The sequence below is a fragment of the Flavobacterium anhuiense genome (assembly GCF_900101855.1).
Classification (GTDB): Bacteria; Bacteroidota; Bacteroidia; order Flavobacteriales; family Flavobacteriaceae; genus Flavobacterium; species Flavobacterium anhuiense.
In genome coordinates this window covers 295,249-321,203 of the sequence record NZ_FMVC01000001.1, presented here as the reverse complement: position 1 = coordinate 321,203, position 25,955 = coordinate 295,249, and the positions used below count along the sequence as shown (strand labels likewise).

The window sequence follows — 25,955 nt, the reverse complement described above, 5'->3', positions numbered from 1 at the left end:
GAAAAAAATAGCCACGAATTCACGAATTTTTATTCTCAAAGATTGTCAAAATAATTCGTGAAATACTTTGTGCTAAAAAAAATAGCCACGAATTCACGGATTTTATTCTCAAAGATTGTCAAAAATAATTCGTGAATTTGTGGCGGAAAAAATAGTTTCTCGCAGATCTCGCAGATTCGGCAGATTTTCTTTTTTAATTATCTGCTCAATCTGCAAAATTTGCGAGAGAAAAAATATCGTTATTCCAATTCTAAAACCAAGGCCGATTTTGGTTCTAAAGTGATTTCAGTAGCTAAATCAAATGTTTTACCTGTGATAACATCTTTTCCTGTTTTATAGTTTTTGATGCTTTCTTTGAAACGATTTGTTTTTACAACTTGCTCTTTTGCATTGTTATTGAAAACTACCATAACCGTTTTTTTATCAGTATATCTGAAATATACATAAGTATTGTTTTCTGGAATGTAATGTGTCATTTTACCGAAATGAACGGCTTCGTTTGTTTTTCTCCAGTTAAATAATTTTGAAGAGAAATCAAAGAAAGCAGCTTGTTGAGCAGTTCTTCCTGCTGCTGTGAAAGCATTGTTTTTATCGCCAGCCCATCCGCCTGGGAAATCCTGACGAATATCGGCATCTCCGCCTTTTCCTTTATCACCGCCCATTCCAATTTCTGAACCGTAATAGATTTGCGGAATTCCACGAACGGTTGCCAATAAAGTGATAGCTAGTTTGTATTTTGGCAGATCATATTTGAACTTTTCGTTCATACGGTCTGTGTCATGATTTTCGGCAAAAACCAAAATGTTATTCGTGTTTGGATATAGAAAATCCATTGCAAAATTGTTGTAGAATTTAATCAATCCGCTGTCCCAGTTTGGTTCATCTTCACTGAAAGCAGAAGTGATTTGGCTTTGAAGCGTAAAATCCATTACACTTGGAAGATTTGAATTGTAGTTTTCAATTGCACCAATTTTACTGTCTTTCTGCCAAAAAGATAAATTCGCCTGATTGTGCATCCAGATTTCACCCACAATATTAAAGTTTGGATATTCATCTGTAATAGACTTTGCCCAATTTGCCATTGCCGTTTTATCTGAGTAATTATAAGTATCTACTCTGAATCCGTCAAGATTTGCAAACTCAATCCACCAAATAGCGTTTTGCGTTAAGTATTTTGCTACTAACGGATTTCTAAGATTTAAATCAGGCATTGAAGGAACGAACCATCCATCAATACAAACTTCCTGATCGATTTTTGAAGCATGAATATCGGTTATTACTTCACGTCTGTGGTGAGTTTGTGTGTAGTTTTCAAATTGATTAAGCCATGATTTTGTTGGTAAATCTTTCACCATCCAATGCGTAATTCCCCAATGATTGGTAACATAATCCATAACCAGTTTCATGTTCTTTTTGTGCATTTCTGCCGATAAACGAGCGTAATCGTCATTGGTTCCGTAACGTGGATCTATTTTATAAACATCCGACTGCCCGTAAGTGTGATACGAATGCTGTTTGTCGTTGTCTTCGCATAAAGGCGTGCTCCAAATTGTTGTTGCACCAAGAGAAGAAATATAATCTAAGTTTTTGATGATTCCTTCGATATCTCCACCGTGGCGTCCGCTTGGATCTTGACGGTTTGCCTTTTCAGTTAATGAAGCATCGCTATCATTTTTCGGATTTCCATTTGCAAAACGATCTGGCATGATTAGATAAATCAAATCAGATGCATCGTAGCTTTTTCTCTCGGCAGAATTGGCTCTTCTTTCTTTAAGAGCGTATTTTTGAGTAAAAGCGACTTTGTTTTTGTTTTTGAATGAAAAAGTCAATTCAGAAGCTTTGACATCTTTTGTATCGATGGTTACGAAAAGGTAGTTTGGGTTTTCTGTTTTTTCTACATTTTTAATCACAACATTATTTGAAACCGAAGCTTCATATTGAGCAATGTTTTTTCCGTAGAACATAATTTGCAGTTCCGAATTTTTCATTCCTGTGTACCAAAACGGCGGTTCTACTTTTTGGATTTGTGCTTTCGCGGAAGCGGAAAACAACAAAACCATTAAGGCTAATTTATAGATAAATGATGTTTTTTGGGTTTTCATAGTAATAAGAAATTATTCTTCATTGTCAGTTCGAGCGGAGTCGAGAACCTTTGCGGCATCTCGACTCCGCTTGATGTGACAAGAAGATGTTGATTAAAAAAAGACAAGTAATCATGGGGGAAATTACTTGTCTTTAAAAAATTATTTGTTTTCTATAATGCTTATCGCATATCCTCCTCCAGGAGCAGAAAACTGAGATAATTTTGATTTGCTTGTTACAGCAATTTTCTTGATAGTATAAGCTTGCGGATTTGTTTTGTAATGCGCATCTTTTGCATCAGCGTAAATTGTTGCAGTGTATTTTTTGCCTTTTTCAAGGAAACTGAAATCGATGTTTGAAGTACGTGGCGTTTCTCCGTTTACATTTCCAACGAACCAGTTATTTGTTCCTTTTGCTTTACGGGCAACTGTGATAAAATCTCCAGGTTCAGCTTCAATATATTTACTTTCTGACCAATCTACAGCTACATCCTTAATGAATTGGAATGCATCTGGAAAACGGTTGTAATTCTCTGGAGTATCAGCAGCCATTTGTAATGGGCTATACATTGTAACATATAAAGCCAATTGGTTACAGATTGTACTGTTTACATGAGATTTGTTATCAGGACTCATTTTGCTAATATCCATTTCGAAGATTCCCGGAGTATAATCCATTGGGCCACCGATTAAACGAGTAAATGGTAGTACCGTAACGTGATTTGGTTTAGAGCCTCCAAAAGCTTGGTATTCTGTTCCTCTTGCCGCTTCGTTTCCAATTAAGTTTGGATACGTTCTTGCAATTCCTGTAGGGCGAACTGCTTCGTGAGCGTTTACCATAATTTTGTAATCAGCCGCTTTTTCAATTGCATATTGATAGTGGTTTACAATCCATTGACTGTAATGGTTTTCACCTCTTGGCAAAATATCGCCTACGTAACCGCTTTTTACAGCATCGTAACCATTGTCTTTCATGAATTGGTATGCTTTATCCATGTGGCGTTCGTAGTTGCGAACAGAACCAGAAGTTTCGTGGTGCATGATGATTTTTACACCTTTCGATTTTGCGTATTCATGAAGACCTTTTACGTCGAAATCCGGGTAAGGAGTTAAGAAATCAAAAACATAATCTTTTGAGTGGCCAAACCAGTCTTCCCATCCTTGATTCCATCCTTCTACCAAAACAGCGTCAAAACCATTTGCAGCAGCAAAATCGATATATTTTTTCACATTCGCATTGTTTGCTCCGTGAGTTCCGTTTGGTTTTGCTTTTGAAAAGTCAGAAACTCCCAATTGAACTGTTGGGAAATCGTTAGTATATGACCAAGAGCTTTTTCCTGTAATCATTTCCCACCAAACACCAACGTATTTTACTGGTTTAATCCAAGAAGTATCGTCAATTTTTGATGGATCGTTTAAATTATAAGTCATTTTAGAAGCTAAGATTTCTCTAGCATCATCGCTTACCATAATCGTTCTCCAAGGAGAGTGATTTGGCGCCTGCATATGACCTTTGTCTCCTTTTGCATCTGGAGTTAACCAAGATTCGAAAACGAAATTTTTATCATCTAAATTCAAGTGCATACAAGAATAGTCAATCAAAGCAGCTTCGTGTAAGTTGATATAGATTCCGTCAGCTGTTTTTAACATCAAAGAAGTCTGAACTCCTGTTGGTGAAAATGATTTTTGAGAAACGTTTGCTGTATACGCTTTTTGAGATAAACCTCTAATTTCTGATAATTTTGATTTTGTGTAATCATATTCCTGAGTATCGTAATCTCCTGGAATCCAGAAAGCGGTATGATCTCCAGTCATGGCAAATTGTGATCTTTCTTCTTTGATTACAAAATAAGTAAGATTCTTTTGCGCTGGAAATTCATAACGGAATCCTAAACCGTCATCGAATAAACGGAAACGGATAACGATTTGTCTGTCAGTACTTTTTTGGTTTAAAGTAACCGCCAGCTCATTATAATGATTTCTGATGTGATCTACTTCTCCCCAAACTGGTTTCCAAGTTTCATCAAAAGTTGAAGTTTTCGTGTCAGCAATTGTAAAGTCGTTCAATAAAGATTTTTTGTCATCTTTAAGTTCAAGACCTAGTTTACTGGTTTTAATAACTTCTTTGTTTTTGTATTTTAAATTGTAAACTGGAGTTCCGTCGTTTTGAAGAGAAAATTCCATTACGAACTTTCCTTCGGGTGATTTTAATTGCTGCGCTTTTGCAACAGTGCTGAACGCAAACAAAATTAAACTTGCGAAAAATAAGTTTTTCATGTTTTTTAGATTTTAGATGTATTGTAATTTAATTTATTTGTACAAATTTACTTGCAGTTACAGGTTTTCCGTTAACGATAATTGTTAAATCTTGATCGCCGTCTACAGTAAAAGTTGTTTCGTTGTGATTTACAGATACTTTAAGAATTTGGTTTCTGAAATTGATTTTAAACGTATAGCCTTTCCATTCCTTTGGAATTTTTGGAGAGAAATGAAGCTGATCATTTTTCACACGCATTCCTCCAAAACCTTCTACGATACTCATCCAAGTACCAGCCATTGATGTGATATGACAACCTTCTTCAACTTCTTTATTATAATCGTCCAAATCTAAACGAGAAGTTCTTAAATAAAAGGTATATGCCATGTCTATTTTATCTAAAGCAGCAGCTTGAATCGAGTGTACACAAGGCGAAAGCGAACTTTCGTGAACTGTAAATGATTCGTAAAATTCGAAATTGCGTTTTAATTCTTCTTTCGAAAAATGATCTTCGAAGAAATAAAAACCTTGTAAAACGTCGGCTTGTTTAATGTATGGTGAACGTAATACGCGATCCCAAGACCATTTTTGGTTGATAGGACGCTGTGATTTATCTAAATCTTTTACCGGAACTAATTCTTTATCTAAGAAACCGTCTTGCTGTAAGTAGATTCCAAGCTCTTCAGAAATAGGGAAATACATGTCATCTGCCACTTTTTTCCATTCTTTGATTTCTTCTGCAGAAAGATTTACTTTCTCCATTACTCTTTTATGATCTGCAGGATATTCTGAAGCTACTTTTTCGATTTGCTCCGCAGCAAAATCAATACACCATTTTGCAATATAATTGGTGTAGAAATTATTATTGATGTTGTTTTCGTATTCGTTTGGACCAGTAACTCCCAGAATTACGTACTGATTTTTATCTTTTGAAAAAGAAGCTCTTTGATGCCAGAAACGCGCAATTCCGATTAAAACCTCTAAGCCTTTTTCGGGAATATAAGAGTAATCGCCCGTATAACGGTTATAGTTGTAAATCGCAAAAGCAATCGCACCGTTTCTATGGATTTCTTCGTGTGTGATTTCCCATTCGTTGTGGCATTCTTCACCGTTCATGGTAACCATTGGGTATAAAGCAGCACCGTTTTTGAAACCTAAATTGTCTTTAGCATTTTCAATCGCTTTGTCTAATTGATTGTAACGGTATGTCAATAAGTTTCTCGCCACCTGCTGATCTTTTGTCGCCATGTAAAACGGTATGCAATAAGCTTCAGTGTCCCAATACGTAGATCCCCCGTATTTTTCTCCAGTAAATCCTTTTGGACCAATATTTAAACGAGAATCTTTTCCAGAATACGTTTGGTTTAATTGGAAAATATTGAAACGAATTCCCTGTTGCGCTTTTACATCACCTTCAATAGTAATATCTGACATTTCCCAAACTTTTGCCCAAGCATCGATTTGGTTTTGAAGCAAGGTTTCGTAACCTAAAGCAACAGCAGATTTGATTACTTTTTCGGCTCCAGCCAAAGTATTTTCGTGGTTTAAAGAAACCGTATATCCACCAATTTTTTGAATTGTTGAGGTTTGTCCTTTAGCAATAATAGTTCCGTAAGTGTACTGAACTTTATCTGTAGTTGAATCGATTGTTGATGGTGAAATATTTGCATTTTCTCCGTTAGCAAAAATCGTATTGTGCATGAAAGTCGTAACCTTAAAATGCGTTTTAAACGTTTGAGCCGTTACAAAAGCTTCGTTTGTGCCTTTTTTAACTTCAAGCGGTTCCCAGAATTTTTCTTCCCAGTTGGCATCTTCATTGGTTACGCCAGCGTCGATATACGGTTTGTAAACGATTTTTGCATCTTTGTTTAAAGGTGTAATATCGTATTTAATTACTCCAGCTTCGTCTAAATCTAATGAAAGAAAACGACGAACATTGACAGCGATTTCAGTTCCGTTTTTAAGAACAGCTTCAAAAGAACGATTGTACCATCCTTCTTTCATATTCAATTCTCTGCGGAAGTTTCTAACCTCTGTACACGTGTTCAAATCAAGATTTTCTTCGTTGATTTCAATGTCAATTCCGATCCAGTTTGGAGCGTTAAGTACTTTGGCAAAATATTTTGGATAACCATTTTTCCACCAGCCCACTTTTGTCTTGTCTGGGTAATAGATTCCAGCAATATAACTTCCTTGAAAAGTTTTGCCAGAATATGTTTCTTCAAAATTCGCACGTTGTCCCATAGCACCGTTTCCGATACTAAAAAGACTTTCGGACGATTTTACGCGCTCTGCGTCAAATCCTTCCTCGATAATTGACCAATTGTCTGGTTTTATATAATCTTGATTCATTTGTTTAATTTGATAATGAGTTAATTAGAAAATGAGATAACTGTACGATTCAGAAATTATCTAATTGGCACATTTTCTAATTGATTAATTTTTCTATAAAGTCTGCTGTGATTTGGGTAAAATCTTTAAAAATATAGTCAGCTTCATGTAAAATTGTTTCCTCACCAATTCCCACACTTACCATTTCTCCTATGTTTGCTGCCTGAATTCCAGCAACAGAATCTTCAAATACGATTGAATTTTTTGGATCAATGTTTAATAATTGAGCCGCTTTTAAGAAAACTTCAGGATCTGGCTTTGCATTGCTCACATCATTTCCATCAACAATAACATCGAAGTAAGACAGAACGCCTGTTTTTTCTAAGATTGGTCTTGCATTTTTACTGGCAGAACCCAGTGCAATTCCTTGATTTTTATCTTTTAATAGTTTTAGAATTTTTAAAACTCCTGGAAGAACCTCACTTTCATCCATGTCAACTAAATAAGATAGGTAATCTTCATTTTTTTGAATTAACCATTGATCTTTTTGTTCTTGAGTAGCCTGAACATTTCCTAACCCAAGTATAATGTCTAGCGAACGAACGCGGCTAACACCTTTTAGAAGTTCGTTGTCTTCGTGCGTAAAATTGATATTTAACGATTTGGCAATTTTTTGCCAAGCCAAAAAGTGGTATTTAGCGGTATCAACGATCACTCCGTCAAGATCGAATATGAATGCTTTTTTGCTCATTGTATGGAAAATTCTTAATTATGATTTTTGAGTAAAGTCGTCTACGTCTTTTACTTTAGAAACTAAAGCAGCAGCAATTAGAAAGCTAACTCCGCTTGTAACTAAGGCATAAATAGCGTCTCCATTGTAAAGGTATTTTACGATTGGACCGCCAATTAGAGCGTTTACAATTTGAGGAATAACAACAAAGAAGTTGAAGATTCCCATATAAACTCCCATTTTTTTAGGTGTTATAGAACCCGCAAGAATCGCGTAAGGCATTGCTAGGATACTCGCCCAAGCAATTCCGATTAAGATCATTGGCAGTACAACCCAGTCTTCATTTGGCATGAAATAAATAGAGATTAAACCGATTCCTCCAATAACCAATGAAAGAGAATGTGTTGCTTTTCTTCCAATTTTTTTAGCGATATAAGGCAAGAAAAACAAAGCGACAATGGCAGAAACTAAGTTGTAAACGCCAAACAGAATTCCGACCCAGTCACCAGCATCTTGATATTGCTGGCTTGATGTATCTTCTAATGGCAACCCGTAAATGTGGTGTGCTATTGCTGGCGTGGTAAAAACCCACATACCAAATAATCCGAACCAAGAGAAAAACTGCACCCAGCTTAATTGGCGCATTGTAACAGGCATCTTTGCAAAATCGGTAAAGATGTCTGTAATTTTTGACTTTTCTTCAGAATCGGAAATCGCATCATTTTGAGGATCTTCAAATTTTGCCAATTCTTCTGGCGAATATTCTTTGGTTGTAAATAGCGTAACTAAGATTGAACCAATTAAAACTGCCGCGCCAATTATAAATGACAAGGTTAAGTTTAATGGAACGCTTCCAGGAACTGTGCTATTAGGTACGCCAAAATATTTCGTAAGAATGTATGGCAATGCAGAACCAATTACGGCTCCAAAACCAATTAAAGAAGTTTGGATGCTAAATCCTGCAGTACGCTGATCTGTTCTTAAATTGTCTCCAACAAGTGCTCTGAAAGGCTCCATCGCAATGTTGAAAGAGGCATCCATAATCATTAGCATTCCAGCTCCAACCCATAAGGCCGGTAAAACAGAAATGAAAATGTTAGCTTGCGGCATTAGAATTAATCCTACCGAAGCTAAAATGGCCCCCACTAAAAAGAAAGGTTTTCGTCTGCCGAATCTTCCCCAGGTTTTATCGCTGTAATGACCAATAATGGGTTGCACTATTAATCCCATAAGGGGAGCAATAATCCAGAACCACGAAAGTTCATGTACGTCGGCACCAAAAATTTGAAGAATTCTGCTGGCATTTGCATTCTGAAGTGCAAACCCCATTTGGATTCCCAAGAATCCGAAACTCATGTTCCAGATTTCCCAGAAACTTAATTTACGCTTTTCCATTATCGTAATTTGTGAAAATTATACGATAAGCGCTTTGCTTATCAAAACTTTGTTTCTTTCGAAGTAAAACTAAAAGCCTTGACGGGCGTAAAATTATAAATTATTTTTTTATATATGCTAATAAAAAAGCCATAAATATTCTTTATGGCTTTAGAAAGTATTGATTTTAAGAAATTTAGTCAGTGGATTCTCTTTTTATGAGATGAGTTTCTATAACTTCTGTAATGTAATTTTCAGTGTGCTCTTCATCCTCATTTTCTTCGGCTTCTATTCTTTCTATAAGCATTTTGGCTGCTTTATTCCCCATTTTTTCTCCGCTCTGGCTAACAGTAGTTATGGTTGGAGTAGAATATTTTGAAATAATTCCGTCTGTAAAAGCAATTACGGCTAAATCTTCGGGAACTTTCAACCCCATTTTATTTGCAGTTTTGATAATAGTTACTGCGAAAAGTTCATTTACCGCGAAAACAGCATCAAAAGCTCTGGCGTGCAGTAGCTCAGAAATGGTTATTTCGCAAGTATCGACATCTTCAATTTTTATGATTAAATCTTCATTAAAAGGCAGTCCGTTATCTAATAAAGCTTTTTCGTAACCGTCAGTTCTTAATTTTCCAACGCTTACATAATCAACAGTTGTTACGAGTGCAATTTTTTTTCGTCCGCTGTCAATTAAGCTCTGAACGGCTTCATAAGCTGCAGATTTATCATCAATAATTACTTTATCGCATAAAATATCATTGGTAACGCGGTCAAACATGACAACCGGCATTCCCTGATTGATCACTTCTGTGATGTGGTGAAAGTCGCCTTTATATTGGGTTTCTTTAGAAAGAGACATGATAAAACCGTCGATACTTCCATTGGCTAACATCTCCATATTTAGAACCTCTTTATCAAAAGAATCATCAGATACGCATATGACAACACTGTAGCCATATTCGTTCGCAACCTGTTCAATTCCGTTGATTACAGTAGAGAAAAAGTAGTGTACGATTTCAGGAATAATGATCCCAATACTTTTCGTTTTTCGGTTTTTTAAACTAAGGGCAATATTGTTTGGTTTATAGTTGTAAAACTTAGCAAAAGCCTGCACTTTTAGCCTTGTTTCTTCTCCAATTTCAAGGCTGTTTCTAAGTGATTTTGAGACAGTTGAAATAGAAACATCCAGTTCTTTTGCAATCTGTTTTAGGGTTATTTTTCGTTTCATGTTGTTAATTGAAAAAAATCTATTTAATAATAAAGGTATCTGAAATTTTTATAATTGACAATTTTAACGCTAAAAGATTACAAAATATAGAAAGTTTTCAACACTACCACGTTTTCGTAAAGCAATAAAAAATGTCTCTGGTTGAGCATGTTAATAAATTCATAATTTTGAAATTCGAAGTAAAATTAAAAACTTAACTAACATTCAAAAACTCAAAACTAATTTAAACAAAAAGTATGAAAACAATTTACAAAAAGTTGTTATTTTTATTCCTATTGTTGCCTTTTACAGTGTTGGCTCAGAACACTTTAAATGGTACGGTAACTGATCATACCACAGGTCAGCCAATACCGGGAGTAAATGTAAATGTTCAAGGTGCTGCAGGAGGTACCTCTACTGATTTTGATGGTAAATTTCAATTGCCTAATCTGAAAAATGGAGACAAAATTTTAGTTTCATTTATCGGATACAAAACAGAGACTATTGTATTTAATGGTCAAAAAAACTTAGCTGTTTCTTTAAGCGAAGATACAAATCAATTACAAGAAGTTGTTGTACAAGTAGGTTATGGTACTGTTAAGAAAAAAGATGCTACGGGTTCTGTTTCTCAAATTTCAGCAAAAGAATTTAACAAAGGTATTAACGTAACTCCAGAAAGTTTAATTGGTGGTCGTATTGCTGGTGTGAATGTTGTTGGAGGTGGAGCACCTGGAGCAAAAGCAGATATTAGAATTCGTGGAGGATCTTCATTAAGTGCTTCTAATGATCCATTGATTATTTTGGACGGACTTCCATTAAGTAATGCTGTGCCAAGTGGTGCTACAAGTATTTTATCTACGATTGATCCAAATGATATTGAATCTTTTACAGTATTAAAAGATGCTTCTGCGGCAGCTATTTATGGTTCTCGTGCGGCAAATGGTGTAATTGTAATTACAACTAAAAAAGGGACTAAAGGTGGTGTAAAAGTAAACTTCAGTTCTCAAGTTGGTATTAATACAGTTGCTAATACAGTTGATGTTTTAAGTGCAGATCAATTTCGTGCTTTCGTAAATGAAAAAGGAAGCGATGCTCAAAAAGCATTAATGGGAACTGCAAGCACAAACTGGCAAGATGAAATTTTCCATACAGCTCTTACAACAAACAATAATATCTCTGTAAGCGGTGCTTTATTTGATAAATTACCAGTACGTTTATCTGTTGGAAATGTTGATAACCCAGGAATCTTAAGAAATACTTCTTTTGAAAGAACTACGACATCGATATCGTTAAATCCAGTTTTATTTGACAATCACTTAAAAATTGATATTAGCGGAAACTTATCTTTCAGTAAAAATCAATTTCAGGACGAAGACGCAGTTATTGGTTCTGCAATCAGTTTTGATCCAACTCAATCTCCTTACCAAGCAGGTTCTCGTTATGGAGGATATTTTGAATGGTTGGAGCCAAACGGAAATTTAGCATTATTACCTGCTAAAAATCCTGTTGCGAGATTAAATCAAGAAGATAAAAGATCTAAATCTACAAGAAAATGGGGTAATATTAGCGTTGACTATAAATTCCACTTTTTCGAAGATTTAAGAGTTGTTGCTGAAGCTGGTATTGACAGATTTGACAGTAGCGGATACAACAGACAAAGTACAGAAAGTGCTTTAGGATATCAGCCAAATCCTTTTAGTTCAGGAACTTGGGTGAATTTAGGTAACTATGATACTTATACTGATGACCTTCAAAACAAAAATTTAAATACCTATTTTGTTTATAGCAAAAATATAGGAAAACTTAAATTGGATGCTACAGCTGGTTATAACTACCAATTGTTCCAAAAAGAAAAATATCAATCAGGAGCGCTTACACAGCCTGCAGCTAGTAGAAATGAAGATGTTATTACTGATCCAGACATCAATTTACAATCATATTTTGGTCGTGTGAATTTAGGTTGGGACAGTAAATATTTATTGACTTTAAACTACAGAAGAGACGGAACTTCACGTTTTTCTGAAGAAAACAGATGGGGTAACTTTATGGGAGGTGCTTTTGCATGGAATATTGCTGAAGAGTCTTTCTTAAAAGATAATGAAACGCTTTCTAGCTTAAAATTGAGAGTTGGTTATGGAACTACAGGTCAGCAAGATATTTCTGCTCAGTACGATTATTTAAGAAGAGTTACTTTAGGTACTGTTAATACTCAGTATGTATTTAATGGTGTTGTTTACAGAACAGCTAGACCAGAAGGATATAATCAAAATATCAAATGGGAAGAATTAGCTGAAATGAATATTGGGGTTGATTTCGGATTCTTAAATGATAGAATTACAGGTACTCTTAACTATTTTGATAAGAAATCATCTGACTTATTAGCTGATGTATTGGTTCCAGATGGAGCTAACTTAAGAAACCAAGGATTTAATAATATTGGTGATTTAAGAACAAAAGGAGTTGAGTTTAGCCTTCAATCTGATATCATTAAAAAAGATAATTTAACTTGGAATGTTGCTGTTAATGCTACTTACTTAGATCAAAAAATTGAAAATTTAGGTCAGACTGTTCCTGGTTTCCAAGGTTATGAAGTAGGGGATAACATTAAAGGTGGAAATGGAAACAAAGTTTTAATTAACACAGTTGGATCTGCTCCAAACTCATTCTTTGTTTACGAACAATTATATGATGCTAACAAAAAACCAATCGCTGGGGCTTATGTAGACAGAAACGGAGATGGTAAAATTGATGCTAACGATCGTTACAGATATAACAAACCAACTGCAGATTACACATTTGGTTTATTCTCAACTTTAAACTACAAAAAGTTTGATTTTACAATGAACTGGAGAGCAAGTTTAGGAAATTACATTTTTGATAATGTAAATTCTAACATGGGCTATTCTGATGCTGCTTTAAGAAGACAAACTGACTTGTCAAATGTAAGTTCAGATTACTTAAATACTGGATTTGTTTTTGAAGATAATGGAACACAGCGTTACTTATCAGACTATTACGTAAAAGATGCTTCTTTTATCAAATTAGATAACGTAACTCTAGGATATACTTTAGATAAATCTTTATTAAAAGATGTTTCTTTAAGATTCTCAGCTGGTGTTCAGAACGTTTTTGTACTTACAAAATATGATGGATTGGATCCGGAGAAATTCAACGGAATTGATGGTAACGTTTACCCAAGAGCAAGAACATTCTTGTTTGGAGTAAATGCAAGTTTCTAATAGTACATTGAAAAACAAAATTTAAAACATACAAAATGAAAATATCATTTAAATATATATCTTATTTTTTCCTATTTATTTTAGGAATGAGTATGACGCTTACTTCGTGTACTGACGATTTAAACGTGACGCCAAAAGATGATGATGAATTTTTATCGGAAACTTTTTTCGAAGACCCATCATCTTACAAACAAGTTTTAGCGAAATTATATGCAGGTTTATATGTTGGAGGTAATGACGGTGATGCTTCTCCAGATATTTCTGGTTTAGGGGGAGATTTCAGCAGTTACTTGCGTTTGCTTTTTGTAACTCAGGAATTGCCTACAGATGAAGCAGTTATTGCTTGGGCGGATGGTACTTTGCCAACATTAAATACTCAGACATGGTCTCCTAATAATGAGTTTTTATACGGAACCTACTCTAGAGCATCTTATCATATCAGTTTGGCAAATGAGTTTTTAAGACAAACTACAGATGAGAAATTAAATTCAAGAGGTGTTGATGCTAATTTGAAAGCTGAAATTGCAACTTTTAGAGCAGAGGCTCGTTTCTTAAGAGCGTATTCTTATGTAAACTTAATGGATTTGTTTGGTAATGTGCCAATTACTACAGAAGCAGATCCAGTTGGATTCTTTTATCCGGTACAAAAATCAAGAGCTGAAGTTTTTGCTTTCGTAGAGTCTGAATTAAAAGATTTAGATAACAGTCTGCCAAATGCTAGAACTAATGAATATGGTAGAGTTGATAAGGTAGCGGCTAAATTTTTATTAGCTCAAATCTATTTAAACTCTAAAGTATACACAGGAACTGAAAGAAATAATGAAGTAGCAACTTTATGTAGTGAAATCATTAATTCAGGATATAGTTTTGCAAATGTTCCTTATGCTTATTTATTCTCTGCTGATAATAATACAAATGGTGCTCAGACTGAGTTTATTTTCCCAATCATTAGTGACGGAACTGCAATTAGAGCAACTGGTGGAGGAATGAGTTTCATTATTCACGCTGCTATTGGAGGAAGTATTGATGCTGCGTCAAGAGGAATGGACGGTGGTTGGTTTGGTACGAGAACTCGTAAAGAGTTTGTTGCTCTTTTCCCTGATGCAACAGCTACAGGAGATAAAAGAGGTACATTTCATACTGATGGACAAGCTTTAGATATTACTAATATCTCAACATTTACAGATGGTTATGCTGTAACTAAATACATTAACAAAAAAGCTGATGGTTCACCAGCTCAAAGAACTGATATTCCTGATACTGATTTCCCTGTATTTAGAATTTCAGATGCTTATTTAATGTATGCAGAAGCTGTTGTGCGTGGTGCAACTACAGGTAATTTAGCGACTGCTGTTGGTTATGTAAATCAAATTAGAACAAGAGCAGAAGCAACTCCAATATCAAGTGCAAATTTAACTCTAGATTTTATCCTAGCAGAAAGAGGAAGAGAGTTATTCTGGGAGTGCCACAGAAGAACAGACTTGATTCGTTTTGGAAAATTTACAGGAGGAAGCAAAATTTGGCAATGGAAAGGTGGTGTAATGAATGGAGTAGCAACAGACTCATACAGAGATTTAATGCCTATTCCTGCTAAAACTATTCAAGCTAATCCTACACTGAAGCAAAATCCAGGATACTAATATCTAATAGAACTGTAAAATGAAAAATATATATAAAATTTTAATCGCATTTATTGGTGTGTTAGCGGTGTCTTGTAATTCTGACGCTGTAGACGAAAGACCAATTCTTAATGTTGTTGCAGCTCCAGAAATTACAGCACCAACAACAGGACAAAATTATGTTCTGGACGTTGAAAAAGCATCAGACGAGGTGGCTAAATTTACTTGGTCGGCTGCAGAGTATTCAACAGATGTAGCAATAAAATATACTTTACTGATAGACAAGAAAGGGGGAGATTTTAAAAGTGCAAAAACATTGCAAACCACTACAAATAGTATTACAGAGGTTTCTGTACTAGCGAAAGAATTAAATCAAGCAGCAATTGATTTAGGAGGAAAGCCAGAAGTAGCGGCAGAGTATGATGTAAAAATTACCTCTAATGTATCAGGATCGTTTACTCAGGTTTCAAAAGGTTTAATTTCAATTACTGTAACTCCTTATGTAGGAAAAGTAGAGTATAATTTTGTTGATTGGTACTTAGTTGGTGATGCAACCGTTTCTGGCTGGGACAATAATAAAGGAAATCAGATCTTGTTCAGAAGCGCTAAAAATGCTAATGAATATGTATTCACAGGATACTTTAAAAAAGGATATTTTAAAGCTATTCAAAACCTAGGAAGCTGGGCTCCAATGTATGGAGGCAAAGACGGTTCTCTAGTTTACAGAGCAACAGACGGAGATCAAGATCCGCCAAGTATTGAAATCCCTGCTGAAGGCTATTATAAATTTAAAATGGATGTTCAAAAGTTAGCCTATACTTTAGAACCATACGCAGCAGGAGCTACAGCGCCAACATATAGTACAGTAGGTATTATTGGAGATTCAACTGCTAAAGGCTGGGATGCATCAACACCAATGGTGAAATCAACTTTTAATGCTCATATCTGGACACTTGGAGTGACATCTTTAAATGATGGAGGAATGAAATTCAGAGCAAATGATGCTTGGGATGTTTCATGGGGAGGAACTACTGCTTTTTCAGGTGGAGGTACTGGAGATAATATTCCAGTTGCAAAATCTAAATATGTTATTTATTTCAATGACTTAGACGGAAGTTATCTAATGATTCCTAATCAATAAAAACTTCAGTTAATAACTGAAAAAGGGCTATCTCCAGATAGCCCTTTTTTAATCTAACTAACCACACAAAACCACGAGATTATGAGAAAAATTTTACTATCAATATTTTTATTGATGGCAGTAACCGTTTTTGCCCAGCCTCAAACAGTTACTTATTCAATAAATCCCTCCACTTTTGAAGAAACAACTTCGATTACTATTTCAATCGCGGGTGCAAGCATTAATGAAGGTACTTGGAACGTTACAGGCAATGCCTTATATCTTTGGTCATGGTCGTATGATGTAAATGATACTAATCAATCGGATAGTCCGTCCAACGGGACTTGGACTTCATCCAACGAAGCAAGTAAATTTACCTATAACGCAGGAACTGATACTTATACCAAAACAATTACACCTGCTACATATTTTGCAAGAAACGGAATAGGACGAATTGGTTTTTTGGTTAAAGCGAAAGATGGAACAGGAGATAAAAAATCGCAAGATATTTTGGTTGAAGTCGGATCTTTCCAAGTTACTTTGACTTCTCCGGTTGAAAATAGCACTTCGATTCTCAATTCTGGCTCAAATTTTACTATTAGTGCAACAAACACAGGAGGAGCAGGTAGTTATACTTTAAAAGCTAACGGAACAACGATTAATACAAACGCCAGCACTTCAAGTTATTCCTATACACATACCAATATTACAGGAAATCAGAGTTACGAATTAATTTCAACTCAAGGAGCGACTACAGTTTCTAAGAAATTTGCAGTAGTTGTAAATCCAAATACTGTTTCTGAGGCTGTGCCCGCAGGTTTGGTTGACGGGATTAATTACAATGCTTCAGACGCTACTAAAGCGACTTTGGTCTTAGATGCGCCTTTAAAAGATTTTGTATATGTGGCTGGAAGTTTTAACAATTGGCAGCCCACATCAGCTTATGCCATGAAAAAAGATCCATCTTCGGGAAAATTTTGGTTGGAAATAACTGGCTTGGTTTCGGGGCAAAACAATATGTATCAATATTGGGTTGTCGATACAACGCCACTTGCGAATTCGCCAGCAATGGTGAAAACAGCAGATCCGTATTCTACTTTAGTGCTATCTCCTTACGATGATCCTTCAATTCCTGCTTCAAAATATCCAAATATGCCAGTTTATCCGACAGGACAAAATTTTGAGGTTACAGTCTTAAAAACAGGACAGACTCCTTACAATTGGCAGGTAACAAATTTTGAAAAACCAGCAAAAGAGAAATTAGTAGTCTATGAGGTTTTGGTTCGCGATTTTGATGCATCAAGAAGTTATCAAAGCTTAATTGATCGAATAGATTATTTTAAAAATCTAAAAATTAATGCCGTCGAATTAATGCCTGTAATGGAGTTTGAAGGAAATGAAAGTTGGGGTTATAATACTTCGTTTCATATGGCTTTAGATAAGTTTTACGGAACGTCAGATAAATTAAAAGAGTTTATTGATTTATGCCACCAGAATGGAATTGCGGTAATCCTCGACGTAGCTTTAAATCATGCTTTCGGAAGAAATCCGATGGTAAGAATGTGGATGAATGATCCTGATGGAGATGGTTTTGGTTCGCCAACTGCAGAAAATCCATATTTCAATACAGTAGCAAAACATAGTTATAACGTTGGTGAAGATTTTAATCATCAATCTTTAAAAACACAGTATTATGTAAATCGTGTTATCAAACAATGGATTGAAGAATATAAAATTGATGGTTTCCGTTGGGATTTAACCAAAGGATTTACGCAATCATGTACGTCAAGCGATAATGCTTGTACCGATTCATACCAACAAGATCGTGTAGATATTCTGAAAAAATACGCTGATTTTTCTTGGGCAATAGATCCAACGCATTATACTATTTTTGAGCACTTAGGGTCTGATGCTGAAGAACAGCAATGGGCAAATTACAGAGTAACAGAAACACCAAGCAAGGGTGTAATGATGTGGGGAAAAATGACAAAAGAGTATAATCAATTGTCTATGGGATATGTTTCTGAAAGTAATATTTTTAGAATGAATAGTGCAAACCGCGGCTTCGCAGCAAACCGCTTGATGGGTTATGCAGAAAGTCATGATGAAGAACGTTTGATGTATAAAAATGTGCAGTATGGCGCTTCAAACGGAAGTTATAATGTAAAAACATTAAATACGGCATTATCTAGAATGTCTGCTATTGGAGCAGTTTCTTTGCTGATTCCTGGTCCAAAAATGATCTGGCATTTTGGAGAACTGGGAATGGACGATTCTATTTTTAGCTGTAATAACGGAACTGTAAATGACGAATCGTCTGTGACTCCGGGAGATTGTAAATTGGATACAAAACCACAGCCACAATGGACAGAAAATTGGTTGGGCGATGCTAATCGAAACAAGATTTACAACGATTGGGCTAAGATGATTACCCTTAAAAAAACAGAACCAGTATTTTTAGGAACAGCAACAATGGCCAATGCGACTACTTTACTAGTAAATATCAAAATTACAAATAGCAATTTGACTTCTGCTCAACTTAAAGATGTTGTGATTTTGGCCAATTTTGATACAACAGCTCAAAATATGATTCCAGGATTTCAATATACTGGAGCGTGGTACAACTTAATGGATAATTCAACGATTAACGTTACCGATGTAAACGCTCCAATAAGTTTGGCTCCGGGAGAATATAGAATCTATGGTAATAAACAGGCAAATCTGGCAATAGAAGATTTTGAAAAAGGAAATCAAGTTACTTTATATCCAAATCCTGTTGCCGATTATTTTACTTTAAGTTTTAAAACTTTAAAAGTAGATATCTATTCTATTACAGGGCAATTAGTAAAAACATTTAATACAAACGGAAATACAGAATATCAATTCTCAGTCAGTAGTTTAGCTTCTGGGTTGTATCTCGTAAAGACGTTTGATGAGAATAATAAAGTTCGCGTTGTGAAGTTTATTAAAAATTAGGTTTGGTTAGTAATGAAAAAGGGCTGTCTAGAAATGGACAGCCTTTTTTGCTTAAAGTAGTTTTTTGTAATATAAAAATGTTTTTCGAGGTGATTAAATAAGTCGATGGAGTTCTATGATTTAACCGTAATTGTTTTTACTTATTTTTTCTTTTTAGGATCATTATACTCCCCAATTAAAGAATAATATCCAAATGTTCCTAAGCCCATAACAATAAGCGGCGTCAGTATAAATAGAATAATTGCACCAAATACCAAATCGTCTTGTTGGTCTGAAAGAAGTTTAGGTAAACCAAATTCAAACACGCAAAAATAGGCAGCCGCCGCAGCCAAAGCAATCCATAACGCCCCTAAAACTTGTTTAATCGCATTCATTTTTTTTTTAAATTTTAAAGGTGAGTAATTTTGTTTTTGTTTTCAATATAAATCATTCCAATAACAAAGCAGATTCCAGCAATAATTATAGGATACCATAATCCGTCCAAATAAAAATCGGCTTTGCCTGCTGTTTTGGCGTGTGATACAAAGTAAGTTGATATGGCAGGAAGCAATCCGCCAAAAATTCCATTTCCAACATGATAAGGAAGTGACATAGAAGTATATCTGATTTTAGTTGGAAACATTTCGACTAAAAATGCCGCAATCGGACCGTAAACCATGGTTACAAATAATACTTGAATAAAAACTAGGAAAGTCAATGTCCATTTATCGCTTGAATTGATTACTATTGATAAGTTAGTTTGAGTGTCTTTTTTGTCCAGATACGTTTTTTTCTCCACAACGGATGTTCCGTCTGTGTATTTTTTTTCCGTAATTGTAATAGAGCTTCCGTTAGTCTTGTTTTCAGTTGTAATTCTTGGAGTTTCAAGAATCTCCGTTTTCTTGCTTATATCCGTTGTGTCATACATCATCTTATAAATTGGTCTATAAGAAAAAATAGCCAGCAGCATTCCCAGCATCATAATGTATTTGCGTCCGACTTTATCGCTCAACCATCCAAAAACAATAAAAAATGGAGTTCCAATTAAAAGCGCAATTCCTAATAATTCATCAACTTGCGAAGAATCAATATTCATCACCGTTTTCATGAAACTCATTGCATAGAATTGTCCAGTGTACCAAACAACGCCTTGTCCCATTGTGGCTCCAAATAATGCTAAAAGAACAAATTTTAAATTGTAGCGGTTTCCAAAACTTTCCTTTAACGGATTTGTGCTTGTGGTTCCTTCTTTTTTAGCTTTCGCGAAAACAGGAGATTCATCCATGTTTTTTCTAATCAAATAAGAAACACCAACCATAGCAATAGAAACCCAGAAAGGAATGCGCCATCCCCATAAATCAAAAGCTTCTGCAGAAAGCACACTTTTCGTGGCCAGAATAACCATTAGCGAAATAAATAAACCAACAGTCGCAGTAGTCTGAATCCAAGAAGTCCAATATCCTTTTTCTCCTGCTGGTGCATGTTCGGCCACATAAGTAGCAGCGCCGCCATATTCTCCCCCAAGAGCAAGGCCTTGAAGCAGGCGTAAAATCAAAACTAATATTGGAGCTAGAAAACCAATTGTTTCATAACTCGGAATACAGCCTATTAAAAAGGTTGAACCGCCCATTAATAATAAGGTAGCCATAAAAGTATATTTTCGTCCAATGATATCTCCAAGCCTTCCAAAGAACAAAGCTCCAAATGGGCGAACTACAAATCCGGCAGCAAACGTGGCTAAAGTTGATAGAAACGCTGCGGTTGGATTATCGCTAGGGAAAAATTTTGTTGAAATAACAACAGCCAAACTGCCAAAAATATAAAAATCGTACCATTCAATCATGGTGCCCATAGAAGAGGCTGAAATTACTTTCCAAATGCCTTTAGTAGAAGTTTTGCTCATAAAACTGCTTTGAGATCTTGTTAGTGAATGAAAAAGAAAAATACAGTTTTACGAATATATAAGATTATTTTTTATTCAGTCAATACTTTTTTAACAAAAACTGACTATTTGTTGACATTCCGTGTTAACGTTTTTGATAGAGCTTAAAAATAAAGCAAGATGTTTATATTTGAACTACATTTTATGGTTCGCAATATGAAGCAGATTTTTAGGTTAGTTCTTTTTTTAAGTTTTGCAGTTTGCCGAAGTCAGAATGTGAATGTTTTTGATGGAAATTTGTGCGAAGCAGTTCCAGTCGCTTCAGAAATTTTGCAGTGGCAGTATATTGGTCTTAGGGGAGATTCTGTTTCTTACAAAAGTGAATTTGCTAATTTTACTAAAGTCAAAAATGGAGTGTTGCTATATAAATGGCAGGAAGGACATGATAATGGTCAATTTTTAGTAGTTGATTTTGATGAAAATTTTAGAGTTGTATTGAAAACGAAAAACCTAAATCAAGAAGTAAATTTTTCAGCAGAAGATAAAAAGAAGCTAAAGTTTACTTGTGAAATTTTAGAAAAGAAAAGTTATTATCAGAGTTGCAGGAAAGATCATGGTCATGCCAATTTATATATATTGGTTGTAAGGTGTAATAATGATATGAAAGCTCAGTATTATTCCCCAGAGAATCATCCTTATGAAATAAAGGCCTCAGATATTAATGTTTACTTAATTCAGGAAATTTTTAGTATAATGGATCGGAATTTTTGTAAAGATTTAAAAATAAAGAAAAATAAAAAGGTTAGTAAAGCTTAAAAATAACTTTGCGAACCTTTACGCTCTTTGCGGTTAGATAAAACAGAAAAGTATAAAAAACAAAAAACCCGAATATTTCTATTCGGGTTTTGTGGTACCTCCAGGGATCGAACCAGGGACACATGGATTTTCAGTCCATTGCTCTACCATCTGAGCTAAGGTACCGTGCTTGTTGCGGGTGCAAATATATAATCATTTTTGGTTTGTGCAAAACATTTTTTAGAAAAAATCAATTCGTATCTTCGCAAAAGCAAAAAAGAAAATATGATTTTAACGGTTGATGTCGGAAACACCAGAATTAAAGCGTCTGTCTTTGAGGATAATACTGCTCTCGAAAATTTTGTTTTTGAAAAAAACGAACTCGAAAAAAAAATTGAAAAAATTTTAGAAAAATATCCAAAATGCTCCGATTTGGTCGTTGCTTCAGTCGGAAGTATCGAAAAACAATCATTTTTGTCCTTCGAAAATAGACTTAAAGTTCATTTTTTTACTCACGAAGATGTTTTTCCGTTTCACAATAAATATGCAACTCCAAAAACTTTGGGAATAGACCGAATGATTTTGGCAGCAGGGGCGACGCTTCAATTTCCAAAACAAAACCGTTTGGTTATAGACGCAGGAACTTGCATTACCTACGATTTTATCGACGAAAATGATAATTATTTGGGAGGAGCCATTTCTCCAGGACTTCGTTTACGATATGAATCACTGCATAATTTTACTGCTAGACTGCCGTTATTAAGCTTAGAAGCTCCCGATTCTTACGTAGGAAACTCTACGGCACAGGCCATTCATTCTGGCGTTGTGAATGGTTTCGTCTATGAGATTGACGGTTTTATCGATGAATATCGCAAAGAGTTTTCAAATTTTATCATAATTTTAACGGGAGGCGATGCAGATTTTTTGGCTAAACGATTAAAAAATACCATATTTGCCAATTCAAATTTCCTTCTGGAGAGTTTGAGCCAAACATATCAATATAAAATCGACAATGATTAAAAAAGTAATACTAAGCGCTTGTTTGCTTATATCGTTCGTTTCATTCGCTCAACAAGGTACTGCTTCACCTTATTCTTTTTTCGGAATAGGAGATGTGAGATTCAAGGGAACTCTTGAAAACAGATCTATGGCAGGAGTTGCAGTAGAACAAGATACGATTCACTTAAATTTAGAAAATCCAGCAAGTTATGCCAGCTTAATTCAAACAACTTTTACAGTTGGAGGAACATTTGCGACTTCAAATTTAAAAACAACTTCTGCATCAGAAAAAGCACAGCGTTCTACTTTTGATTATTTGGCATTAGGAATTCCAATGGGAAAATTTGGTGCTTCATTCGGTTTGATACCAGTAACTTCAGTAGGGTATAAAATTCGTAACGATAATTCTGCAACAGAAGGGGCAACAAGTTCACAGCTTGACGGAAAAGGTGGTGTAAATAAAGTATATTTTGGTTTATCATACAAAATAATGAAAGACTGGAATATTGGGGTAGATGCACAGTATAATTTTGGAAAAATTACCACAACAAGCGTTGAAGCAATTACAGGGGTACAAAACGGAACAGCAGAGGTAAATACTTCTGAGCTTTCGGGTACAGCATTTAGTTTTGGAACGATGTATCAGAAAAAAATATACAAAAAGGTTAGTATGTTTTCTAGTTTAAGTTACACTTTCTCAAGCAACCTGAATTCAGATAATACCAGAGTTATTTCGGTTCAAGGAGATCCAGATCCTTATGTGGTTCCAACAGAGTCAACAAAATTAAAACTGCCAAATAAATTAAGTATTGGATTAGGAGTTGGTGAGGCTAGAAAATGGCTTGTGGGAGCAAATATGACTTTTCAAGGAGACGGACAGTTGGCAAATTATTACAATGCAGCTGAAAACGTAAGATACGAAAGCTACTCTAAATATGCTCTTGGAGGATACTATCTTCCAAATTACTCTTCTTTTACAAGTTATATGAGCAGAATTACCTATAGAGCAGGTTTGAAATATGAAAAAATTGGTTTGATTGTAAATAATGAATCAATTAAAGATATCGGAATGTCATTGGGAGCAGGAATTCCAATTCCGGGATCATTTTCAAATGTAAACTTAGGAATTGAATTTGGTAAACGCGGTACAACTTCTGCAGATTTAGTGCAAGAGAATTACGTTAATTTCAGTGTGAGTTTCTCTTTCAACGACAAATGGTTCGTGAAGAGCAAATACCAATAATCAAAACATATTATCTTTTAGAAGCTCATTACAATTTACTACATTTGGCAAATGAATTTACCAAAAAGATATAGTCTCATAGCTGTCACAGTTTTTGCTGTGACACTATTTTTTGGATGCGAAAGTAATTTTAAAGAAGTTCAGAAAATTAACTTCTCAGAATTTGTTCCTGCCAGCGATGCCGATACTGTAAATATTAAATATACAGATTCTGGACGCATTACAGGCGTTTTGATAAGTCCGAAAATGCTAGATTATTCAAATCTTGATTTTCCTTTTACAGAATTTCCTAAAGGGATTGATGTTACCTTATACGATAAAAAGCAGAAACGTACCTTTATAAGAGGAAATTATGCAGTTTCGTATAAAAATACAGGAATCATTGATCTGATAGGAAAAGTGAAAATCACTTCAGAAGCTGGACAGGTTTTAGAAACAGAACAATTGTATTTCGACCAGAAAAACGAATGGTTTTACACGGAAAGAAAATTTAAATTGACCGATACAAAAGGAGTTTCCCATGGTCAGGGAATAGATTTTAGCAAAGATTTTAAAGTGATTAATTCGCAACGAATAAGTGGTGAAATTGAATCAAACGAAGAATTATAATATTATGGGTTATTTAAAATATACACAATACGTTTACATCCTTTTTGCAGTTTTCTTTACTTATGATGGTATCGTAAAACTAAATGAGGGTGATGAGAGCTATCCTTTATATTTTGTGATTGCAGGGATGGCTGTTTTTATGTTTTTCTTTAGAAGAAGATTTCTTAACAGGCATAACGACAGAAACAAAAAACAATAAAAAATGGAAATTAGTATTATAATAATCTGTTTAATACTAGCCGCCTTTTTTTCTGGGATGGAAATTGCTTTTACATCCGCCAACAAAATTTATCTCGAAATTGAAAAGAAACAAGACGATTTTTTGTCTCGAATCTTAACAAAACTGACCGAAAATCCATCTAAGTTTATTGCGGCCATGCTTATTGGCAATAATGTGGCTTTGGTGATTTACGGTTTTTTTATGGGCGATCTGATTTTAGGTTGGATGGCTTATTTTGGTCTAGTTTTTTCTGATTGGTGGAATATTCTTATCCAAACACTACTTGCAGCATTTGTAGTTTTGCTGACTTCAGAATTTTTTCCGAAGGTGTTTTTTCAGATTTATGCCAATTCTTTAATTAAAATTCTGGCACTTCCCGCTTATTTATTTTACCGATTATTTTATTACATCTCTACATTTTTTATTTGGATCGCAGATTTTGTGCTAAGTAAATTTTTTAGAACAGAAGGAAATCAAATCCATTTGTTTAGCCGTATTGAGCTGGGAAATTATATTACAGAACAAATGAGTACAGTTGAAGAAGATGAAGAGGTGGACTCTGAAATCCAGATTTTTCAGAATGCTTTAGAATTTTCAAATGTAAAGGCGCGCGATATTATGACGCCTCGAACAGAAATTGTAGATATAGATTTGTTTGATACAGTCGAAGATCTGAAGGCTTTGTTTATAGAAACAGGATATTCTAAAATTATTATTAGCCAAAATTCATTAGACGACATTGTAGGCTATGTTCATTCCTTTGATCTGTTTAAAAAACCATCAACGATAAAATCGGTTTTGATGACTGTCGAATTTGTTCCTGAAACAATTTTGATCAAAGACGTATTGAATTTATTGATCAAAAAACGAAAAAACGTTGCAGTAGTTTTGGATGAATATGGAGGGACTTCTGGAATTGTTACCATTGAAGATATTGTAGAAGAACTTTTTGGCGAAATCGAAGACGAGCATGATTTAGACGAAGAATTAATTGAAGAAGAAATAGAAGAGGGCAAATATTTGTTTTCAACCCGATTGGATGTTGAATACTTGAATGAAACCTATAAATTGATGATTCCCGAAGAAGATTCGTATGGCACATTAGGAGGATTCATTGTCAATCATACTAAAGAAATCCCACAAAAAGGGGATAAGATTGTAATAGATAAGTTTCATTTTTCTATTGTAGAGGCTTCAAATAAGAAAATAGAACTAGTCAAATTGACAATTAAAGAGTGATTTTTTAAATTAATGAAAAAAAATGTTGAAAATAAAACGCTAGTTGTATTGTTAT

18 protein-coding genes and 1 tRNA gene are annotated in these 25,955 nt (G+C 34.8%); 10 read left to right on the top strand and 9 right to left on the bottom strand.

Annotated features, from left to right (window positions below; genetic code table 11):
• Positions 1–239: 239 nt before the first annotated feature.
• The 6 genes from BLP44_RS01270 to BLP44_RS01245 all read right to left on the bottom strand — a co-directional run bounded on the left by BLP44_RS01270 (position 240) and on the right by BLP44_RS01245 (position 10,001).
• Complete coding sequence (locus BLP44_RS01270; protein ID WP_091128432.1) at positions 240–2,102, bottom strand: glycoside hydrolase family 13 protein; 1,863 nt, start codon at positions 2,100–2,102, stop codon at positions 240–242.
• 141 nt (positions 2,103–2,243) lie between these two features.
• Positions 2,244–4,358, bottom strand: coding sequence for a glycoside hydrolase family 97 protein (locus tag BLP44_RS01265; RefSeq protein ID WP_008466439.1), 2,115 nt, complete (start codon positions 4,356–4,358; stop codon positions 2,244–2,246).
• Positions 4,359–4,386: 28 nt separating this feature from the next.
• A complete protein-coding gene (locus tag BLP44_RS01260; protein ID WP_091128428.1) occupies positions 4,387–6,690 on the bottom strand; it encodes a glycoside hydrolase family 65 protein in 2,304 nt (767 codons plus the stop codon).
• A 76-nt stretch (positions 6,691–6,766) separates the two neighbouring features.
• Positions 6,767–7,420 (bottom strand): beta-phosphoglucomutase, encoded by a 654-nt coding sequence (gene pgmB, locus BLP44_RS01255; RefSeq protein ID WP_066032948.1) that lies wholly within the window; start codon positions 7,418–7,420, stop codon positions 6,767–6,769.
• A gap of 18 nt (positions 7,421–7,438) precedes the next feature.
• A complete protein-coding gene (locus tag BLP44_RS01250; protein WP_066032947.1) occupies positions 7,439–8,794 on the bottom strand; it encodes an MFS transporter in 1,356 nt (451 codons plus the stop codon).
• Between the two features lie 175 nt (positions 8,795–8,969).
• Positions 8,970–10,001 (bottom strand): LacI family DNA-binding transcriptional regulator, encoded by a 1,032-nt coding sequence (locus BLP44_RS01245; protein WP_008466448.1) that lies wholly within the window; start codon positions 9,999–10,001, stop codon positions 8,970–8,972.
• Between the two features lie 236 nt (positions 10,002–10,237).
• Between BLP44_RS01245 and BLP44_RS01240 the strand changes: the two genes are divergently transcribed.
• From BLP44_RS01240 to BLP44_RS01225, 4 genes are all read left to right on the top strand, one after another.
• On the top strand, positions 10,238–13,219 hold the full coding sequence (locus BLP44_RS01240; RefSeq protein ID WP_091128424.1) for a SusC/RagA family TonB-linked outer membrane protein: 2,982 nt from the start codon (positions 10,238–10,240) through the stop codon (positions 13,217–13,219).
• A gap of 35 nt (positions 13,220–13,254) precedes the next feature.
• Entirely contained in the window at positions 13,255–14,859 is a 1,605-nt protein-coding gene (locus BLP44_RS01235) for a RagB/SusD family nutrient uptake outer membrane protein (RefSeq protein WP_008466452.1), read from the top strand.
• 19 nt (positions 14,860–14,878) lie between these two features.
• Positions 14,879–15,979, top strand: coding sequence for a SusE domain-containing protein (locus tag BLP44_RS01230; protein WP_091128420.1), 1,101 nt, complete (start codon positions 14,879–14,881; stop codon positions 15,977–15,979).
• An 81-nt stretch (positions 15,980–16,060) separates the two neighbouring features.
• Positions 16,061–18,934 carry an alpha-amylase family glycosyl hydrolase gene (locus BLP44_RS01225; protein ID WP_091128417.1) on the top strand — a complete coding sequence of 958 codons (2,874 nt, stop codon included), beginning with the start codon at positions 16,061–16,063 and terminating at the stop codon, positions 18,932–18,934.
• 140 nt (positions 18,935–19,074) lie between these two features.
• Here the strand turns inward: BLP44_RS01225 and BLP44_RS01220 are convergent, their stop codons facing one another.
• Together BLP44_RS01220 and BLP44_RS01215 are read right to left on the bottom strand one after the other, a co-directional pair.
• A complete protein-coding gene (locus BLP44_RS01220; RefSeq protein ID WP_008466457.1) occupies positions 19,075–19,308 on the bottom strand; it encodes a DUF6814 family protein in 234 nt (77 codons plus the stop codon).
• 14 nt (positions 19,309–19,322) lie between these two features.
• Complete coding sequence (locus BLP44_RS01215) at positions 19,323–20,816, bottom strand: MFS transporter (protein WP_091128414.1); 1,494 nt, start codon at positions 20,814–20,816, stop codon at positions 19,323–19,325.
• A 159-nt stretch (positions 20,817–20,975) separates the two neighbouring features.
• Here BLP44_RS01215 and BLP44_RS01210 point away from each other — a divergent pair, with 159 nt between their 5' ends.
• A complete protein-coding gene (locus BLP44_RS01210; protein WP_091128411.1) occupies positions 20,976–21,611 on the top strand; it encodes a hypothetical protein in 636 nt (211 codons plus the stop codon).
• Positions 21,612–21,703: 92 nt separating this feature from the next.
• On the opposite strand, the gene BLP44_RS01205 is transcribed toward BLP44_RS01210, so the two are convergent.
• A tRNA-Phe gene (locus BLP44_RS01205) sits at positions 21,704–21,776 on the bottom strand.
• Positions 21,777–21,875: 99 nt separating this feature from the next.
• Between BLP44_RS01205 and BLP44_RS01200 the strand changes: the two genes are divergently transcribed.
• Genes BLP44_RS01200 through BLP44_RS01180 form a run of 5 tightly spaced genes read left to right on the top strand, consistent with a single transcriptional unit; the run spans position 21,876 to position 25,900 of the window.
• Positions 21,876–22,610 (top strand): type III pantothenate kinase, encoded by a 735-nt coding sequence (locus BLP44_RS01200; RefSeq protein ID WP_091129770.1) that lies wholly within the window; start codon positions 21,876–21,878, stop codon positions 22,608–22,610.
• Positions 22,603–23,832 carry a BamG family beta-barrel-assembly machinery protein gene (locus BLP44_RS01195; RefSeq protein WP_008466463.1) on the top strand — a complete coding sequence of 410 codons (1,230 nt, stop codon included), beginning with the start codon at positions 22,603–22,605 and terminating at the stop codon, positions 23,830–23,832. Before BLP44_RS01200 ends, BLP44_RS01195 begins: the two co-directional genes overlap by 8 nt.
• 51 nt (positions 23,833–23,883) lie before the next feature.
• Positions 23,884–24,441 (top strand): LPS export ABC transporter periplasmic protein LptC, encoded by a 558-nt coding sequence (lptC, locus tag BLP44_RS01190; protein ID WP_091128408.1) that lies wholly within the window; start codon positions 23,884–23,886, stop codon positions 24,439–24,441.
• 4 nt (positions 24,442–24,445) lie between these two features.
• On the top strand, positions 24,446–24,640 hold the full coding sequence (locus BLP44_RS01185; protein ID WP_008466468.1) for a hypothetical protein: 195 nt from the start codon (positions 24,446–24,448) through the stop codon (positions 24,638–24,640).
• A 3-nt stretch (positions 24,641–24,643) separates the two neighbouring features.
• The gene (locus tag BLP44_RS01180; RefSeq protein WP_008466469.1) at positions 24,644–25,900 is read left to right on the top strand and encodes a hemolysin family protein; all 1,257 of its coding nucleotides are present in this window, start codon (positions 24,644–24,646) and stop codon (positions 25,898–25,900) included.
• Positions 25,901–25,955 lie beyond the last annotated feature (55 nt).